General features: G+C 59.3%; 12 protein-coding genes and 1 pseudogene. 5 read left to right on the forward strand and 8 right to left on the reverse strand.

Translation table 11 applies throughout. From position 1 onward, the window contains the following. Positions 1-21: 21 nt before the first annotated feature. Complete coding sequence (locus PspS49_RS05025; protein WP_160038368.1) at positions 22-924, forward strand: DMT family transporter; 903 nt, start codon at positions 22-24, stop codon at positions 922-924. A 19-nt stretch (positions 925-943) separates the two neighbouring features. Here the strand turns inward: PspS49_RS05025 and PspS49_RS05030 are convergent, their stop codons facing one another. The 6 genes and pseudogenes from PspS49_RS05030 to PspS49_RS05055 all read right to left on the reverse strand — a co-directional run bounded on the left by PspS49_RS05030 (position 944) and on the right by PspS49_RS05055 (position 6,923). Beyond that, complete coding sequence (locus tag PspS49_RS05030; RefSeq protein ID WP_160038370.1) at positions 944-1,453, reverse strand: DUF2165 domain-containing protein; 510 nt, start codon at positions 1,451-1,453, stop codon at positions 944-946. A gap of 147 nt (positions 1,454-1,600) precedes the next feature. Continuing rightward, the gene (locus PspS49_RS05035) at positions 1,601-2,575 is read right to left on the reverse strand and encodes a D-glycerate dehydrogenase (protein ID WP_127925896.1); all 975 of its coding nucleotides are present in this window, start codon (positions 2,573-2,575) and stop codon (positions 1,601-1,603) included. A gap of 846 nt (positions 2,576-3,421) precedes the next feature. Beyond that, positions 3,422-3,795: pseudogene (locus PspS49_RS05040) on the reverse strand (hypothetical protein). A 648-nt stretch (positions 3,796-4,443) separates the two neighbouring features. Further along, a complete protein-coding gene (locus PspS49_RS05045; protein WP_127925898.1) occupies positions 4,444-4,818 on the reverse strand; it encodes a DUF6124 family protein in 375 nt (124 codons plus the stop codon). 472 nt (positions 4,819-5,290) lie between these two features. Then, on the reverse strand, positions 5,291-5,770 hold the full coding sequence (locus tag PspS49_RS05050) for a hypothetical protein (RefSeq protein ID WP_127925899.1): 480 nt from the start codon (positions 5,768-5,770) through the stop codon (positions 5,291-5,293). 184 nt (positions 5,771-5,954) lie between these two features. Then, positions 5,955-6,923 (reverse strand): LysR family transcriptional regulator, encoded by a 969-nt coding sequence (locus PspS49_RS05055; protein ID WP_102900633.1) that lies wholly within the window; start codon positions 6,921-6,923, stop codon positions 5,955-5,957. Positions 6,924-7,198: 275 nt separating this feature from the next. Between PspS49_RS05055 and PspS49_RS05060 the strand changes: the two genes are divergently transcribed. The 4 genes from PspS49_RS05060 to PspS49_RS05075 all read left to right on the forward strand — a co-directional run bounded on the left by PspS49_RS05060 (position 7,199) and on the right by PspS49_RS05075 (position 12,100). After that, a complete protein-coding gene (locus PspS49_RS05060) occupies positions 7,199-8,698 on the forward strand; it encodes an efflux transporter outer membrane subunit (RefSeq protein ID WP_160038372.1) in 1,500 nt (499 codons plus the stop codon). Between the two features lie 142 nt (positions 8,699-8,840). Next, complete coding sequence (locus PspS49_RS05065; RefSeq protein ID WP_160038374.1) at positions 8,841-11,033, forward strand: FUSC family protein; 2,193 nt, start codon at positions 8,841-8,843, stop codon at positions 11,031-11,033. Next, the gene (locus PspS49_RS05070) at positions 11,023-11,223 is read left to right on the forward strand and encodes a DUF1656 domain-containing protein (RefSeq protein ID WP_007914106.1); all 201 of its coding nucleotides are present in this window, start codon (positions 11,023-11,025) and stop codon (positions 11,221-11,223) included. The genes PspS49_RS05065 and PspS49_RS05070 overlap by 11 nt, the downstream gene beginning before the upstream one ends. A 10-nt stretch (positions 11,224-11,233) precedes the next feature. Beyond that, entirely contained in the window at positions 11,234-12,100 is an 867-nt protein-coding gene (locus tag PspS49_RS05075; RefSeq protein WP_160038376.1) for an HlyD family secretion protein, read from the forward strand. A 120-nt stretch (positions 12,101-12,220) separates the two neighbouring features. Here PspS49_RS05075 and PspS49_RS05080 read toward each other — a convergent pair whose 3' ends face one another. Both PspS49_RS05080 and PspS49_RS05085 read right to left on the reverse strand, forming a co-directional pair. Further along, positions 12,221-12,619 (reverse strand): DUF4440 domain-containing protein, encoded by a 399-nt coding sequence (locus tag PspS49_RS05080; protein ID WP_160038378.1) that lies wholly within the window; start codon positions 12,617-12,619, stop codon positions 12,221-12,223. Beyond that, positions 12,616-13,986 carry an MFS transporter gene (locus PspS49_RS05085; protein ID WP_160038380.1) on the reverse strand — a complete coding sequence of 457 codons (1,371 nt, stop codon included), beginning with the start codon at positions 13,984-13,986 and terminating at the stop codon, positions 12,616-12,618. The genes PspS49_RS05080 and PspS49_RS05085 overlap by 4 nt, the downstream gene beginning before the upstream one ends. Between the last annotated feature and the right edge of the window lie 92 nt (positions 13,987-14,078).

Genomic DNA, 14,078 nt, shown 5'->3' on the forward strand with positions numbered 1-14,078 from the left:
GCCTATCGAGGAGTGTGTGCCATGAACCTGTCGTTGTATTTGCTGACCGTGCTGATCTGGGGCACGACGTGGATTGCCCTGAAATGGCAATTGGGCGTGGTGGCGATTCCCGTATCGATCGTCTATCGCTTCGGCCTCGCCGCGCTGGTGCTGTTTGCGCTGTTGCTGCTCAGCCGTCGCCTGCAACCGATGAACCGCCGTGGGCATCTCATCTGCGTGGCGCAGGGGGTGTGTCTGTTCTGCGTCAACTTCATGTGCTTCCTGACCGCCAGTCAGTGGATTCCCAGCGGACTGGTCGCGGTAGTATTTTCGACCGCAACGCTGTGGAACGCGCTGAATGCGCGGGTGTTCTTCGGCCAGCGCATCGCGCGCAATGTGCTGATGGGTGGTGCATTGGGCCTGTTTGGCCTGGGCATGCTGTTCTGGCCGGAACTGGCCGGGCATCAGGCCAGCCCGCAAACCTTGCTCGGTCTCGGCCTGGCGTTGTGCGGCACCTTGTGTTTCTCGGCGGGCAACATGCTCTCGAGTCTGCAGCAGAAAGCGGGTCTCAAGCCGCTGACCACCAACGCCTGGGGCATGGCCTACGGCGCGGCGATGCTGTCGGTGTGGTGTCTGGTCAAGGGCATTCCGTTCGACATGGATTGGAGCCCGCGTTACGTCGGTGCGCTGCTGTATCTGGTCATCCCGGGCTCAGTGATCGGTTTCACTGCGTATCTGACGCTGGTCGGACGCATGGGCCCGGAGCGCGCGGCTTACTGCACCGTGCTGTTCCCGGTTGTGGCGCTGAACGTCTCGGCATTTGCTGAGGGTTATCAGTGGACAGCGCCGGCGCTGGTCGGACTGGTGTTAGTGATGCTGGGCAACGTATTGGTGTTTCGTAAACCGAAAGCGGTGGTGGCGCCGGTACAGGGAAAGCTGGCTTGAAATAAACGAGCGCTGAACTTCAGCGCTCGACTTTCAATGTGATGTAAATCATTACCGGGAAGATGAAGTCAACGATATGTCGCGCCCAATCCTTGGCATTCCAAGATTGCGAAGTGTCCATGTCAAACCATTCCACACCCACGGTTTGCAGACACACGTAATAAATGAAAATGGCTGCCAATATGCCCATGATCGAGAACTTTTTTGCCTCTTGGAATATCTCTGCGGAAGCATCGATGTGGCGATATAACTGATAGGTGCCTATCAGGCACAGCACGGTATACGTGACTTCCAGCGTGATGATGAACCAGTAGATCCGGTGATGGATCATCGGTGATTCAATGGCCCGGTACTTGATGGTTTCACTGGCGGTGGTGGTGTCCATACTCAGGATATGAGCCACGTAGGTGTAGTTTGAATTGTAATCGGTAAAGTTGTGGATCATCACCAGCACGCCAAAGAAGCTGATGTAAGCCATCAATATGACTTTGCTGTAACGAATGAGTTTTTCGGTTGTCAGGGTGTTCAAGGTATTGGCTCTCCATAGCGTTTGTCGATTATTCGACAGGCAGGCAGAGCTTATAATGCTGTTGTTTAATTGGCTTTGCTGTTCAATTTCAAGTTGTGTAAGGCATAACTAACGGGCAAATGCGATAGCGCACTTGCCCGTGTTTTTTTATCCGCGCCAGACTTGCGGGTTGACCAGATCCTGCGGGCGTTCGCCGAGCAGGGCGCTGCGCAGGTTGGCCAGTGCACGATTGGCCATGGCTTCACGGGTTTCATTCGTCGCGGAGCCGATGTGCGGCAGAGTCACGGCATTGCTGAGCTGGAACAGCGGCGACTCGGCCAGCGGTTCTTTTTCGTACACATCAAGGCCGGCGCCACGAATGCGCTTGGTTTGCAGGGCTTCGATCAGGGCCGGTTCATCGACCACCGGGCCACGCGATATGTTCACCAAAATGGCGTCGGGTTTCATCAGCGCCAGTTCACGGTGGCTGATCAGATGGCGGGTCTTGTCGCTGAGCGGCACCACCAGGCAGACGAAATCGGCTTCGGCGAGCAGTTGATCGAGGCTGCGAAATTGCGCGCCGAGTTCCTGCTCCAGTTCGGTTTTGCGGCTGTTGCCACTGTAGATGATCGGCATGTTGAAGCCGAAGCGGCCACGGCGGGCGACGGCGGCGCCGATGTTGCCCATGCCGACAATGCCGAGGGTTTTGCCGTGGACGTCACAGCCGAACAAGGGCGCGCCGACGCTGGCTTGCCATTGGCCGGCCTTGGTCCAGGCATCGAGTTCGGCGACGCGGCGGGCGCTGCTCATGATCAGGGCGAAGGCGAGGTCGGCGGTGCTTTCGGTGAGCACATCCGGGGTGTTGGTGAGCATGATCCCGCGTTCGTTGAAGTAGGCGAGGTCGTAGTTGTCGTAGCCGACGGAGACACTTGAGACCACTTCGAGTTTTGTTGCGGTTTCGAGTTGGGCCTGGCCGAGTTTGCGGCCGACGCCGATGAGGCCGTGGGCGTGGGGCAGGGCTTCGTTGAATTGGGCGTTGATGTCACCGTTCTTTGGGTTGGGGACGATGACGTCGAACTCTTGCTGCAGGCGTTCGATCATGGGCGGGGTGATGCGGCTGAAGGCCAGGACAGTTTTTTTCATCGTTTTTGGCTCTTGTTCGGGCTTGATACCAAGCACGCTAACATTTCTGGCTTGGGGTTGTCTTGGCGGCCTCTGGGCCGACCAGGTTTTGGGTGGTGTTGGGTGTATATCCGTTTTTTGGGTGATGGCGGCTTAGGGTTTCGCCCTTACGGCGACTCACTTTTTTGACAAACGCCTCAAAAAAGTAAGCAAAAAAACGCTTGCTCCTACGTGCGGCCCGCTCGCTGGGGCTCGGGGTTCCTTCGCTGCGGGATCGATCCGGGCGCAGCGTCTCCGGTTTGCTTCGCTGCACCTCCTCTCGCTGTGTTTGGCTGCGCCAAACGGTCGCTGCGCTCCCACGCCCGGATCAATCCCTCCACTCAGCCTTCCGACGTCGCCCGTGGATCAAGATCAAGAGCAGGCGAGCTGGCATTCGGCCTATTGAGTGGTGAAGAGCGGGGCGTGGTCGGCTTTGGATTTGTGGTGGATTTGCCCCTCACCCCAGCCCTCTCCCGAGGGAGAGGGAGCCGATTTTTGGGCTTTTCAAAGTCTGAGTTCGACTCGGTATCGCACGTCGGCCTAGCTCTTCCAAACCCCTCGATCAGTCCTCTCTCCCTCCGGGAGAGGGCTAGGGTGAGGGGCTTTTGATCTGTTTCAGAATCTGAGTGTCGACTCGGTATTTCACGTCGGCGTAACTCTCCCAAACACCTCGGTCAGTCCCCTCTCCCTCCGGGAGAGGGCTAGGGTGAGGGGCTTTTGATCTGTTTCAGAATCTGAATTCGACTCGGTATCGCACGTCGGCGTAGCTCACCCAAACACCTCGATCAGTCCCCTCTCCCTTTGGGAGAGGGTTAGGGTGAGGGGCTTTTAGCTGTGGGCCGGGGATTGCGGGATTTCGTGGTTATCCAGCACGCGGTTCACCGCCAGTTCGGCAAGCATGATGATCTGCTGAATCGCCAGAATCGTCCGCCGTTGCGGCAGGTCGATGTAGGCGGCGATGTCGCTTGTCATGAGGCTAGCCTGTGCCAGTGATTCGCAGGCGTGGACCAGCAGGCTTTCGCTATCCTGTTCCGGGGCGACCTGAAACATGGTGCTCGGTTTGTGGAAGCGCAGGGTGAGGGCGTTGGGTTTGAGGTAGTGGTCGAGGGCGCGTTCGGCGGCTTCGTGGAATTCTTTGAGCCGGGGAATTCGTAGGGGGTGGTGTCGTCGGTTTCGGGTGGATTAGGCGTTGGTTTGAACATAGGAAACATACTCGTGGCAAGTTGAGTTGAAGCTGCCACTTTTCGTTTTCCAGGCGAAAGGGTGGCAGCTGTACGCAGACTGGAAAAACCGGTCAACTTGCCAAAACCGGCAGGCCCAAGGGCCTCCCGCGTACAGCCGCCATAACATTGCGAGCAGAAAAAGCGCCGCAGTATGCCATGAGCTTTGGTAGTTGAAATCGGGTTTTCCAGACCCGGTCGCTGATGCGTCAGCGACACCCAAATCCTAGCCAGCGCACTTCCGACGGACAACCGTCAAAACCTGTCGGAGACATCCGCTGATTCCTGGTTTTCGTAGGAGTTGTTGTAGGTGTGGATTGCTTGATTTTTAAACAGAAAGTCCCTCGGTCGCAGGCTGTGGCTGATCTGCGCGAATATGACGTTCTGTTTAAAGTCAGCCCGATGGCCGCAGCCGAACTTACGTCCTGTCCGCTGGATGGGAAGACACGCGCTTGGCTTTTGTTTTGCGGTGAATTTACCCCTCACCCCAGCCCTCTCCCGAGGGAGAGGGAGCCGATTTTTGGGCATTTCAAAATCTGAGTTCAACACGGTATCGCACGTCGGTGTAGCCCTGCCAAACACCTTGATCAGTCCCCTCTCCCTCCGGGAGAGGGTTAGGGTGAGGGGCTTTTAGCTTTGTGAAGGGGATTGGGAGATTTCGTGGTTATCCAGCACTCGATTCACCGCCAGTTCAGCCAGCATGATGATCTGCTGAATCGCCAGAATCGTCCGCCGTTGCGGCAGGTCGATGTAGGCGGCGATGTCGCTGGTCATGAGGCTGGCCTGGGCCAGTGATTCGCAGGCGTGGACCAGCAGGCTTTCGCTGTCCTGATCGGGGGCGACCTGGAACATGGTGCTGGATTTGTGGAAGCGCAGGGTGAGCGCGTTGGGTTTGAGGTAGTGGTCGAGGGCGCGTTCGGCGGCTTCGTGAAATTTCTTCGAGCCGGGGAATTCGTAGGGGGTGGTGTTCTCCGCTTCGGGCGGATTAGGCGTTGGTTTGATCATGGTGAAACTCCATTCGGGATGTGGAGTTCGTCACACACTGCGACCAAGCAGTAGGGTGGCGAACTGTACGCGGGTTGGTCGACCAGGGAATGGAAACCCGGCAGGGCCAAAGCCCTCCCACGCACAGTTCGCCATTAAGCAAGCTGAAAAAGTGCGCCATTCTAAACCCGGACGACCAAGTCCGGTCGCTGATTCGTCAGCGACACCCAAATCCTAGCCACCGCACTTCCGACGGACAACCTGCAAAACCTGTCGGAAACATCCGCGAAATCCCTGTTTTTGTAGGCTCTGCCGTAGGCCGCGATCTGTTGATTTTTAAACAGCAAGATCAAAAGATCGCAGCCTGCGGCAGCTCCTGGAGGTGAGGCGTTTTGTTTAGGAGACAGTTGGGGCGATGAAGAGAGCCGTGGGTCAAAAGTCTGCGCGGCGAAGAGGGTCAGCTTTTGCTCTTCTGCCACAGGCCGCGGCAGATTCAGAGCGAAATACTGTCCCGCCCTTTGATGGAGAACGTACCACCATTGACCTCCAGCTCCTTACCTTCAGCGCCAGCAGATTTGAACTGAAAGCTCCCCTTGTACAGTTCTTGATCATGATCAAAACTCAAGGTGATGGAGCCTGTATCAGCACTGTAGGTTTCAAAGCGGATATGGGTCTCCACTTGCCATATCTTCCAAAAAGTCGCACAGACCTTTTTATCTTCGAAGTTATAGGTGCCGCTCGAGATGTCGGGTGGGAACACTATTTCAATGCCGCGCTCGATTTCGTTTCTATTTGCATCGGTAGTGAGCTGTACCGTGTTTAAAGACAAGTGCAGTTTGTTGTCGGTGGTGTAGTGGTCATAGGCGAAGCCTGAGTTTTGCGAGGTGAAGTCCAGATCACCCGATATGCGGGCCGTCATACGACCGATGCTGGGAGAGGTTTTGATAATGGGAAACTGATGCCTGGTGAACATGATGAACTCCTTGGCGTTGATCGTTCCGTGAACCAGACAAGGTCTGGCGACGTTTTCAAGCTAGGAGTGGGGGGGAACACTGTCAACTGTCAGAGTTGACAGTTGACAGTAGAGGAGAATTGAACGTCAGAGGGACTGCCAACGCCAATTGCCCCGGTTCAGTAACGTCGGCAGAACGCTACATTCAGTTGGCGACACGCACGCCGGCGAGGCTGCCACTCAACTCATACGCCGCCAATTCCGCCTGATGCGCCGCGAGAATTTCCGGCAACGACCCACGCAAATACTCAACCCACGTCTTGATCTTCGCATCCAGATATTGCCGCGACGGGTAGATCGCATACAGGTTCAGTTCTTGCGAGCGGTAGTTCGGCATGACCCGCACCAGTGTGCCGTTGCGCAAGCCTTCGATCGCCGCATACACCGGCAACACGCCAACGCCCATGCCGCTGGTGATCGCGGTTTTCATCGCGTCGGCGGAGTTCACCAGAAACGGTGAGCTGTTGATGGTGACCATTTCCTGGCCTTCCGGGCCGTCGAAGGCCCACTTCTCCAACGGAATCACCGGGCTGACCAGACGCAGGCAGGCGTGGTTGAGCAGGTCGCTGGGTTTTTGCGCGGCGCCGTTGGCTTTCACGTAGGCGGGGGATGCGCAGACGATGCTGTAGGTGATGCCCAGCCGTTGCGAGACGAAACCCGAGTCCGGCAATTCGCTGGCGAGCACGATGGACACGTCGTAGCCCTCGTCGAGCAGGTCCGGCACGCGGTTGGCCAGGGTCAGGTCGAAGGTGACGTCGGGGTGAGTCTTGCGGTAGCGGGCGATGGCGTCGATGACGAAGTGCTGGCCGATGCCGGTCATGGTGTGCACTTTCAATTGCCCGGCCGGGCGGGCGTGGGCGTCGCTGGCTTCGGCTTCGGCCTCTTCGACGTAGGCCAGAATCTGTTCGCAGCGCAGCAGGTAGCGTTTGCCCGCTTCGGTCAGGGCAATGCGCCGCGTGGTGCGGTTGAGCAAGCGGGTTTGCAGGTGGGCTTCCAGGTTGGAGACCGCGCGCGAGACGTTGGCGGTGGTGGTGTCGAGTTGCACGGCGGCGGCGGTGAAGCTGCCGGCTTCGGCGACACAACTGAAGGCGCGCATGTTTTGCAAAGTGTCCATGGGGTGCTCTCAAGGGAGATGGCAAATTGTGACACGAAGTTTCGGGGGCGAGACCCCCGACCAAGGGATTATCTCGTTAACCGTAACAAAGATTCACAGAATTCCCAGCTTATCGCCATTGAGGGCGCCCCCTAGAATTGCGCCGATCCCGGTAGGAGCTGCCGAAGGCTGCGATCTTTTGATTTTGTTTTAAGGGAATCAAGATCAAAAGATCGCAGCCTGCGGCAGCTCCTGCACGGGTCCTCGATCTACCCCTCTCTCAGGAATTCGCAGCTGTGCCGCGTCGCATCAACAGAGCGCTTTTGCCGCTCAGTGTTCTGGCTTTTACCCTGGGTCTTGGCGGCTGCATCTCAACGGACGGAATTGCCCCGCAGGGCAACGCATTGGAGGCCAATTCACTGGCTACCGATGACGCCATCGCCCACGCCGCCCGTGACGCCAACTGGCCTACCGCGCAATGGTGGCAAGCCTACGGCGACCCGCAACTCAATCGCTGGATCGACCTCGCCGTGCAAGGCAGTCCGACCATGGCCATGGCTGCTGCGCGAGTGCGTCAAGCCAAAGCCATGGCCGGTGTCGCCGAAGCCGCCGAGTCGTTGCAGATCAACGGCGAGTCGACCCTCAAACGCCACAACTGGCCGACCGATCAGTTCTACGGCCCGGGCGAGCTGGCCAACACCACCACTTGGGACAACAACGCCGCACTGGGCTTCAGCTACGCCCTCGACCTCTGGGGCCGTGAAAGCAACGCCAGCGAACGTGCGGTGGACCTTGCGCACATGAGCGCGGCCGAGGCGCGATTGGCGCAGCTTGAATTGCAGAACAACATCGTTCGCGCCTACATCGAACTGTCGCTGCATTACGCCCAGCGCGACATCGTCGCGGCGACGCTCAAGCAGCAACAGCAGATTCTCGATCTGGCACAGAAGCGTTTGAATGGTGGCATCGGCACACACTTCGAAGTCAGTCAGGCCGAAACGCCGTTGCCGGAAACCCATCGGCAAATCGATGCGCTGGATGAAGAAATCGCCCTGAGTCGCAACCAGATCGCCGCACTCGCCGGCAAAGGGCCGGGGGCGGGCGCACAGTTGCAGCGCCCGACATTGTCCCTCGGTGCTGCGCTGAAGCTGCCGTCGGCATTGCCCGCCGAACTGCTCGGCCAGCGTCCGGATGTGGTTGCCAGTCGCTGGCAGGTCGCGGCGCAGGCGCGTGGTATCGATGTGGCGCACGCCGGTTTTTACCCCAACGTCGATCTGGTTGGCAGTCTCGGTTACATGGCCACCGGCGGTGGCGCGCTGGAGTTTTTGACCGGCAAGAAACTCAATTACAACGTCGGGCCGGCGATCTCGCTGCCGATCTTTGACGGCGGGCGTTTGCGCTCCGAATTGGGCGAGGCTTCCGCCGGTTATGACATCGCTGTGGCACACTACAACCAGACGCTGGTGAATGCGCTGAAGAATATCTCCGACCAGTTGATCCGCCGCGAGTCGATGGACAAGCAGCAAGGTTTTGCCGCCGAGTCGGTGGCCACGGCGCAGAAGACTTACGACATCGCGATGATCGCGTATCAGCGCGGCCTCACCGATTACCTCAACGTGCTCAATGCGCAGACGTTGCTGTTCAAGCAACAGCAAGTTCAGCAGCAGGTGCAGGCGGCGCGGTTGAGTGCGCATGCCGAGTTGGTGACTGCGCTGGGTGGTGGCCTCGGTGCCGGCAACGATGTGCCGGCGGCCGAGAAAACCCAGGCACCGAAAACCCCGGCACTCCTGCATTGAACACACAACCCATTGTAGGAGTGAGCCTGCTCGCGAAAGCGGTTTATCAGTCGACATCAACGTTGAATATGAAAACGCATTCGCGAGCAGGCTCGCTCCCACAGGTTCTGCGACCAGACCGAATCTCATTGAGCACATTTGAATGACTCCCTTGCCCGCACCTCTGCGCTGGCTCTACGCCCTGGAATGGCGCCGTAGTTTCTTCGACTGGGCGCGCAGCGATGGCGTGACCTGGGTCTACATCTTCAAGGTGTTGATCGCTGCATTCCTGACCCTGTGGCTGGCCATGCGCCTGGAATTGCCGCAACCACGCACGGCGATGATCACCGTGTTCATCGTCATGCAGCCGCAGAGCGGCCAAGTGTTCGCCAAGAGTTTCTATCGCTTCCTTGGCACATTGGCCGGGTCGGCGATGATGGTCACGCTGATCGCGTTATTCGCGCAAAACACTGAGCTGTTCCTCGGCTCGCTGGCGATCTGGGTCGGCATCTGCTCGGCCGGTGCCGCACGTTGTCGCAACTTCCGCGCCTACGGTTTCGTCCTCGCCGGTTACACCGCCGCGATGGTCGGGCTGCCGGCGCTGGCGCACCCGGACGGCGCATTTATGGCAGCGGTGTGGCGGGTGCTGGAAATCTCGCTGGGGATTCTCTGCTCGACCCTGATCAGCGCCGCGATCCTGCCGCAAACCGCCAGCGCCGCCATGCGCAATGCCTTGTATCAGCGCTTCGGTGTGTTCGCTTTATTCGTCACCGATGGCCTGCGCGGGCGCAGCAAAGCCGAGTCTTTCGAGGCGAGCAACGTGCGTTTTATCGCCGAAGCCGTGGGCCTCGAAGGCTTGCGCAGTGTCACCGTGTTTGAAGACCCGCACATGCGTCGGCGAAACGGTCGCCTGAGCCGTTTGAACAGCGAATTCATGGGCATCACCACGCGGTTCAACGCTTTGCATCAGTTGCTTGAACGCTTGCGTGGCAATGGCGAAGAACATGTGGTCGCGGCGATCAGACCGGGCCTGCAGGATCTCGCCGAAGTGCTCGACGGCTTCAGTGGTCGCGCCCTGACCAGCCCCGATGCCGCGCGCTTGGCGACAGCGCTGGCGAGCTACAAGGAAGGCCTGCCGGCACGCGTGCGCAGCCTGCGCGCCATCTTCCAGGAGAGCGAGCCGAGCGACGCCGAGCAACTGGATTTCCACACCGCGTACGAATTGCTCTATCGCTTCGTCGACGACTTGCACAGTTATGCACAGACCCACGCATCCTTGGCCGATCACCGCCACGAGCGCGAGCGCTGGGACGAGCAGTTCACCCCGCAAACCAACTGGTGGGCAGCTGCTGCATCGGGCATTCGCGCCTCGTTCATCCTCGTTGTATTGGGCAGTTACTGGGTCGCGACAGCGTGGCCAAGCGGCGCGACGATGACCCTGATCGCCGCCGCCACCGTAGGCCTCTCCGCCGCCACACCGAACCCGAAACGCATGGCCTTTCAGATGGCGTGCGGGACCTTCCTCGGTGCGCTGATCGGCTTCGTCGAGATGTTTTTCATCTTCCCGTGGATCGATGGTTTTCCGCTGCTGTGCGTGATGCTCGCGCCGGTGATCGTCCTCGGCTCGTTCCTCACGTCGCGCCCGCAATACGCCGGGGTCGGCCTCGGTCTGCTGATCTTCTTCAGCACCGGTTCGGTGCCGGACAACCTGACCATTTACAACCCTTACACCTTTATCAACGACTACATCGCCATGGTCATGGGCATGCTGGTCTGTGCCGCTGCCGGGGCGATTATTCTGCCGCCGAACAGTCGCTGGTTGTGGAAGCGCCTGGAGCAGGATCTGCGTGGTCAAGTGGTCTATGCGATCAGCGGCAAACTCAAAGGTCTGGCCTCGAGTTTCGAGAGCCGTACCCGCGATCTGCTGCATCAGGCCTACGGCCTCGCGGCCGGTCAGCCGAAGGTGCAAAAAAACCTGCTGCGCTGGATGTTCGTGGTACTGGAAGTCGGCCACGCGATCATCGAGCTGCGCAAGGAGCAGGCGATCCTGCCGGTGCACCCGGCCTATGCCGAATCGCAGCCGTGGCGCCAGGCAATCCGCGTGATGGGCCGCGCGCTGGTGCGACTGTTTCTGCAACCGAACTCCAGCAATCTCGAACGCGCACTGGTCGCGGTCGACCATGCGATCAGTCGCGTAGCGGCCACTGACGAACCGTTCGCCCCACACTTCGACACCTCGGCGTTGCGCCGGGTGAAGAGCTATCTGCACTTCATCCGTACCTCGCTGCTCGACCCGCAATCACCGCTTGCTGCCTACGCCATCGCCAAGCCGGAAGGACTTGCCCATGCCTCGTGAAATCGCCTTCCACGGCGTGTACATGCCGACCATGACTTTGATGTTTTTCATCGCTGCGGCGCTGGCCTGGGCGGTGGACCGGTTCCTGTCCGGGTTCGACCTGTACCGCTTTTTCTGGCACCCGGCGCTGCTGCGCCTGAGTCTGTTTACCTGTCTGTTCGGCGCCATGGCGCTGACTGTCTACCGTTGAGACTATCTTGATGAAAAAGTTTTTCAGCCTGCTCGCGACCCTGCTGGTGCTGGCCCTGGCGTTGTGGATCGGCCGCACGTTGTGGGAGCACTACATGAACACGCCGTGGACCCGTGATGGCCGCGTGCGCGCCGACATCATCAATGTCGCCGCCGACGTTACCGGTGAAGTCATCGATGTGCCGGTGCGCGACAACCAACTGGTGAAGAAGGGTGATTTGCTTATGCAGATCGACCCAGAGCACTACCGCATCGCGGTCAAGCAGGCGCAGTCGCTGGTCGCTTCGCGCAAGTCGACGTGGGAGATGCGCAAGGTCAACGCCCACCGCCGCGCCGACCTCGACAACCTGGTGATCTCCAAGGAAAACCGCGACGACGCCAGCAACATCGCCGACGCCGCGCTGGCCGATTACCAACACGCCCAAGCGCAACTGGAAGCCGCTGAACTCAACCTCAAACGCACCGAAGTGCGCGCGGCGGTCGACGGTTATGTGACCAACCTCAACGTGCATCGCGGTGACTACGCACGCATCGGCGAGGCGAAAATGGCCGTGGTCGACATGAACTCGTTCTGGGTTTACGGCTTCTTCGAAGAGACCAAATTGCCCCACGTTAAAGTCGGTGACCAAGCCGACATGCAGTTGATGAGCGGCGAAGTGCTCAAGGGCCATGTGGAAAGCATCTCGCGCGGCATTTATGACCGCGATAATCCGGAAAGCCGCGAGCTGATTGCAGATGTGAACCCGACCTTCAACTGGGTGCGCCTGGCGCAACGGGTGCCGGTGCGCATTCATATTGATGAAGTGCCGGAAGGTGTGCTGCTGGCGGCGGGGATTACCTGCACGGTGGTGGTGAATCAGAGCGCAGTGGACAACTGACAGACCGTGTCGCTCCTTTCGCGAGCAGGCTCGCTCCCACAGAGGTCATGCATTTCAAATGTGGGAGCGAGCCTGCTCGCGAATGGGGCGACTCGGTATTTCCAGACTGATAACGAGCAATCACTCAGCGCAAAACGTCTCCTGCAAATGCAGCCAGAACACTCGCCCGGATTCGAGTTTTTCAAACACCACCGTCGAGCGCCGATCCGTGTGTGCACCGCTCGCATCGCTCTGCTGTTCGCGGTAACTCACGGTCGCGCCGCGCTGATGCAGGGCAATCACGCGTAACTCACTGAGCTGGATTCTGAAACCTTTCTTCTGCCCGCCTGCGGCTCGGAACAGCAGGCGCAAGGCATCGATATCCAGCGCTCGGCCCAACGGCGTCACCATGGAGAAACGCGGTGAAAAACGCGCCAGCAATCGCTGCAGCGCGGCGTCATCTTCTTCGACGGCAAACCATCGTTCGATGGCTTCGTGCGCCTGGATCACTTCGTCCAGGTAGGGCGTGGCGTCATTCATGCGGTTTTTTCCTCAAGGGCAGGTGGGTTTAATAGTGCGAGCACGTGGGTCGAGTCGAAACGCAGGACGGCGACCATTGGCAACAGGGTCAGCAGCGCGGCGGCGATAAAGCAGGCACTGAAACCGTCACCACCCAACGCGCCCAGCAGTGAGCTGAGCAGCGCCGCCGCGAGGCAGAAACCGAGTTGGCGATTGATGTTCCACAGGGCACTGGAGTGGCCCATTTTTTCTGGCGTAATGCCGACGAACGCCAAGCTCTGCGCGGTGACGCTGCACAGGCTGCCGCCCAACCCCATCAGGGCGTAGGCGATGATCAGCGGTGTGCTCGCCGGTTGTTCGATGCGCATCAGCAGAACAATACCCAGGCATTGCAGGAGCATGCCGACGCTGAGCAATGGCTTGGGGCCGATGCGGTTGAAACTGCGTTTGCCAAGCATGATCGCCACGCCCGAACCGACGGCCCACGGCAGCATCAGCGCTCCGGTTTGTGCTGCGCCGACGCCGAGGTTGTGCAGGTACAGCACGGCAATCATGTGAGTGCCGGTAAAAACTCCCGGCACGCACAGGTAGATCAACATCGCCAGACGCAACGACGGGTGCTTGATCAGTTGCAGGTCGAGGATCGCGCCGGGTTTGCGCCAGCCATCGCGCAGGTAAAGGCCCAGGATCAGGAGGCTGAGTATCAGCACAATGATGCCGAGTGCTCGGGTGCTGGCGTCGCTTACCAGGCTGACGGCGATCAACAACAAACTCAGTGCCGACGCCGCCAGCAACAGGCCACGGGCGTCCAGCGTCGGGCGCTCATGCAAGGGCTGATCGGCTTTCAACCAGAACAGGCCGAGCCCGAATGCGAGCAGTGTCAGCGGCAGATTCAGGTAGAAAATCCAGCGCCACGACAGCGTCTGAACGATCAGTCCACCGGTCGCCGGCGACAGTGCCGGCACCAGCAGCGCCACCAGCAACACCACACCGGTGAAGTGCGCGCGTTGCGTCGCCGGAAACTGTCGATACGCCAGGGCTTGGCCCACCGGCAGCAGCAGTCCGCCACCGAGCCCCTGCAGGAGTCGCCAGGCAATCAGGCTTTCAATCGATCCCGCTTGCGCCACCAGTGCCGAACCGACGCCGAACAACAGCAGCGACGCGAGGATCAGCCGGCGCTCGCCAACCCGTGTCGCCAGCCATACGCTCAGCGGAATGATCAGTGTCAGGCCAAGCATGTAGGCGTTGCTGATCCACGCCAGTTGCGTCACCGAGGCGTGCAGTTGTTGAGCGATGTCGGGGTAAGCGATGCTGGCGACGAACATGTTCAGCAGGTCGAGCGCGAAGCCCAACAAATACACCAGCGCGACTTTCGAGCGATAAGCCATGGCAGCTTCCCTGTAGTAAGACGTGCAGGGTAGGGCGCTTCTGGTCATAGGAAAACGCTGGTTTGGCTGCTAGTTTGTCAAAATTATTTTGA

Source organism: Pseudomonas sp. S49 (assembly GCF_009866785.1).
Lineage (GTDB): Bacteria > Pseudomonadota > Gammaproteobacteria > Pseudomonadales > Pseudomonadaceae > Aquipseudomonas.

Excerpts from the sequence above, each read along its gene's own strand:
- PspS49_RS05070 (WP_007914106.1), top strand. The coding sequence starts at position 11,023 with ATGCCTCGTGAAATCGCCTTCCACGGCGTGTACATGCCGACCATGACT.
- PspS49_RS05025 (WP_160038368.1), top strand. The coding sequence starts at position 22 with ATGAACCTGTCGTTGTATTTGCTGACCGTGCTGATCTGGGGCACGACG.
- PspS49_RS05045 (WP_127925898.1), bottom strand. The coding sequence starts at position 4,818 with ATGATCAAACCAACGCCTAATCCGCCCGAAGCGGAGAACACCACCCCC.
- PspS49_RS05035 (WP_127925896.1), bottom strand. The coding sequence starts at position 2,575 with ATGAAAAAAACTGTCCTGGCCTTCAGCCGCATCACCCCGCCCATGATC.
- PspS49_RS05055 (WP_102900633.1), bottom strand. The coding sequence starts at position 6,923 with ATGGACACTTTGCAAAACATGCGCGCCTTCAGTTGTGTCGCCGAAGCC.
- PspS49_RS05050 (WP_127925899.1), bottom strand. The coding sequence starts at position 5,770 with ATGTTCACCAGGCATCAGTTTCCCATTATCAAAACCTCTCCCAGCATC.
- PspS49_RS05065 (WP_160038374.1), top strand. The coding sequence starts at position 8,841 with ATGACTCCCTTGCCCGCACCTCTGCGCTGGCTCTACGCCCTGGAATGG.
- PspS49_RS05075 (WP_160038376.1), top strand. The coding sequence starts at position 11,234 with ATGAAAAAGTTTTTCAGCCTGCTCGCGACCCTGCTGGTGCTGGCCCTG.
- PspS49_RS05080 (WP_160038378.1), bottom strand. The coding sequence starts at position 12,619 with ATGAATGACGCCACGCCCTACCTGGACGAAGTGATCCAGGCGCACGAA.
- PspS49_RS05085 (WP_160038380.1), bottom strand. The coding sequence starts at position 13,986 with ATGGCTTATCGCTCGAAAGTCGCGCTGGTGTATTTGTTGGGCTTCGCG.